This is a genomic window from Variovorax sp. 01T439_2, assembly GCF_056398445.1.
The window spans coordinates 1-3,221 of sequence record NZ_JBFTPJ010000686.1; the positions used below are offsets into that span (position 1 = coordinate 1).

The window sequence follows — 3,221 nt, forward strand, 5'->3', positions numbered from 1 at the left end:
GCTGCCGCGGCAGCCGGACGCTCCGCGGGCGGCGTGCTCACCTGGGGCGTGGCGGGCGCGATGGGCGCGCTCGGCGCCGCCTGGCGGGTGGCCGGCGGATCGAGCAGCACGGTGTAGTCGCGCACCATGCGGCCCGAGGAACCATTGGCTTCGAGCAGCAGGTCGACGAAGGGATCGTTGAGCGGACGGCTGCCGGTGAGCCGTACCACGTACTGGCCGCCGGCGCGGCGCTGCAGCGTGGCCTTGACGTCGCTGAGCGCAGCGTTGTACGGCACGCCCGCGTTCTTGAAGGCATCGGCGCTGGCGACGTTGATCTTCAGGCTTTCCGCTTCGGCGGCAGCCATTTCGGTCACGTCGATTTCGGCGCGAAGCGGTTCGCCCAGCGCCGATTGCACCTTCAGCTGCCCGAGCGCGAAAGCGCTGGCGTCGGTGCTTGCAATACCCAGGACCACGGCAACCGCCGTGCCCAGAACGGAGARGCGAAGACCGTTCAAGGGCAGGGAGGGGCGAGCGGCCGATGGGCGGGCCGCGGGCAACAGATGTCTTGTCATGCTGATAGGGGCGGCTCAGGCCCAGAATTTGTAAGAGGACGTTAGCATCATCACCGGGTACTGACAAGGCGGTGCGCCTGTTCTACCCAGTGCGCGCATACTTACGCACACATTCAGTGTTGCCGGGCGGCAACACTTTGGGTCTGTGGAGAGCCTGCGCGCCCCCATCAAGCCTCGAGCAGGATGCGCAGCATGCGGCGCAGCGGTTCGGCCGCGCCCCACAGCAGCTGGTCGCCGATGGTGAAGGCGCCGACGTACTCGGGGCCCATCGCCAGCTTGCGGATGCGGCCGACCGGGATGTTCATGGTGCCCGTCACGGCCACCGGCGTCAGGTCCTTCAGGGTCGCTTCGCGGGTGTTCGGCACCACGCTGGCCCAGGGGTTGTCGGCGGCGATCAGCGCTTCGATGTCGGCCACGGGCACGTCCTTCTTGAGCTTGAAGGTCAGGGCCTGGCTGTGGCAGCGCATGGCGCCGATGCGCACGCAGAAGCCGTCCACCGGCACGGCGGCGGTGCCGAAGCCCGCGCCCTGGCCGAGGATCTTGTTGGTTTCCGCGCCGGCCTTCCATTCTTCCTTGGACATGCCGTCGCCCAGGTCCTTGTCGATCCAGGGGATCAGCGAGCCGCCCAGCGGTGCGCCGAAGTTGGCGGTTTCAGCGGCGCTCAGGTTCTGCTGCCTGTGCAGCACCTTGCGGTCGATCTCGAGGATGGCCGACTTGGGGTCGTCCAGCAGCGCACGCACCTCGGCGTTGAGCGTGCCGAACTGCGTCAGCAGCTCGCGCATGTGCTGCGCGCCGCCGCCCGAAGCCGCCTGGTAGGTCATGCTGGTCATCCACTCGACCAGGCCCGCCTTGTAGAGGGCGCCCACGCCCATCAGCATGCAGCTGACGGTGCAATTGCCGCCGATCCAGTTCTTGCCGCCCTTGGCGAGCGCGTTCTGGATCACCGGCAGGTTGACGGGGTCGAGCACGATGACTGCGTCATCCTGCATGCGCAGGGTGGAGGCGGCGTCGATCCAGTGGCCGCTCCAGCCCGCAGCGCGCAGCTTGGGGAACACCTCGCTGGTGTAGTCGCCGCCCTGGCAGGTGATGACGATGTCGCACTTCTTGAGCGCCTCGATGTCGTTCGCATCCTTGAGCGCGGTCTCGTTCCTGGCCATGGCCGGGGCCTTGCCGCCGGCGTTGGAGGTCGAGAAGAAGACCGGCTCGATGAGCCCGAAGTCGCCTTCGGCCTGCATGCGGTCCATCAGGACCGAGCCGACCATGCCGCGCCAGCCCACGAGGCCGACCAGAGGTTGAGATGCGTTCGCCATTTCAGTTTGCCCTTTTGAAAAAGAAAGAAGTTGTCTTTTCTTGCCCCCGACTCGTCGAGCCGGGGAGGGGCGTGACGAAGCGGGCTGCGGTTAGCCGGTAATCGTCTTTTTGGTGATTGCTGCAACAACCGCGTCGCCCATTTCGCGGGTGCCGACGCGCTTCGTGCCTTCTGACCAGATGTCACCGGTGCGCAGCCCGGAGGCGAGCACGTGCTTGACCGCCGACTCGATCCGGTCGGCAGCTTCGGCTTGGTTGAGTGAAAAACGGAGCATCATGGCAGCGGACAGTATTGTAGCCAATGGATTGGCAACCCCTTTGCCGGCAATGTCGGGCGCGCTGCCGTGGCTGGGCTCGTACAGGCCCTGGTTGCTCGAATTGAGCGATGCCGAGGGCAGCATGCCGATGGAGCCGGTGAGCATGGCGGCCTCGTCCGAGAGGATGTCGCCGAACATGTTGCCGGTGACGATCACGTCGAACTTCTTGGGCGCCTTCACGAGCTGCATGGCCGCGTTGTCGACGTACATGTGGTCGAGTTCGATGTCCGGATAGTCCTTGTGCACCTCGGTCACGATGTCCTTCCAGAACTGGAAGGTCTCCAGCACGTTGGCCTTGTCGACGCTGGTCACGCGCTTGCTGCGCTTGCGTGCGGCCTCGAAGGCGACGCGGGCGATGCGCTCGACCTCGGGGCGCGAGTAGCGCATGGTGTCGAAGGCTTCGTCGGCACCCGGGAAATGCCCGTCGACGGCCGTGCGGCGGCCGCGCGGCTGGCCGAAGTAGATGTCGCCGGTGAGCTCGCGGATGATGAGGATGTCCAGGCCCGCAATCAGCTCGGGCTTGAGGCTCGAGGCGCCCACCAGCTGCTCGTAGCAGATGGCCGGGCGGAAGTTCGCGAACAGACCCAGGTTCTTGCGCAGGCCCAGGATGGCCTGCTCGGGGCGCAGCGGGCGGTCGAGCTTGTCGTACTTCCAGTCGCCGACCGCACCGAACAGCACCGCATCGGCTTCCTTGGCGAGCTTGAGCGTGGCTTCGGGCAGCGGGTGGCCGTGGGCCTCGTAGGCCGCGCCGCCGACCAGCGCGGTTTCCATCTCGAAGGAGAGGTCGAGCGCGTCGAGCACGCGGATGGCTTCGGCCACGATTTCGGTGCCGATGCCGTCGCCCGGGAGAACTGCGATTTTCATGATTGGGTCTTGAGTTTTCTGAAAAAGGAAATGCGGTCGATCACGAGATCATCGTGTGCGCGAGCCAGGGCTTCTGCGCCAGCCGCTCGGCCTCGAAGGCCTTGATCTTGTCCTTGTGGCGCAGCGTGAGGCCGATGTCGTCCAGGCCGTTGATCAGGCAGTACTTGCGGAAGGCCTGCAC

General features: G+C 66.1%; 3 protein-coding genes and 1 pseudogene. All 4 read right to left on the minus strand.

The window, feature by feature from the left end; all coding sequences use genetic code 11:
- On the minus strand, positions 1–452 hold a 452-nt coding region (locus tag AC1DOC_RS25905), incomplete at its 3' end, for a type IV pilus assembly protein FimV (RefSeq protein WP_478130772.1).
- A gap of 266 nt (positions 453–718) precedes the next feature.
- Positions 719–1,861 (minus strand): aspartate-semialdehyde dehydrogenase, encoded by a 1,143-nt coding sequence (asd, locus tag AC1DOC_RS25910; RefSeq protein WP_012746564.1) that lies wholly within the window; start codon positions 1,859–1,861, stop codon positions 719–721.
- A 90-nt stretch (positions 1,862–1,951) separates the two neighbouring features.
- Entirely contained in the window at positions 1,952–3,040 is a 1,089-nt protein-coding gene (leuB, locus tag AC1DOC_RS25915; protein ID WP_012746565.1) for a 3-isopropylmalate dehydrogenase, read from the minus strand.
- A gap of 40 nt (positions 3,041–3,080) precedes the next feature.
- Positions 3,081–3,221, minus strand: a pseudogene (locus tag AC1DOC_RS25920) (3-isopropylmalate dehydratase small subunit); the annotation flags it as partial.

Coding starts and splice junctions, on each gene's coding strand:
- leuB (WP_012746565.1), bottom strand. CDS start 3,040: ATGAAAATCGCAGTTCTCCCGGGCGACGGCATCGGCACCGAAATCGTG.
- asd (WP_012746564.1), bottom strand. CDS start 1,861: ATGGCGAACGCATCTCAACCTCTGGTCGGCCTCGTGGGCTGGCGCGGC.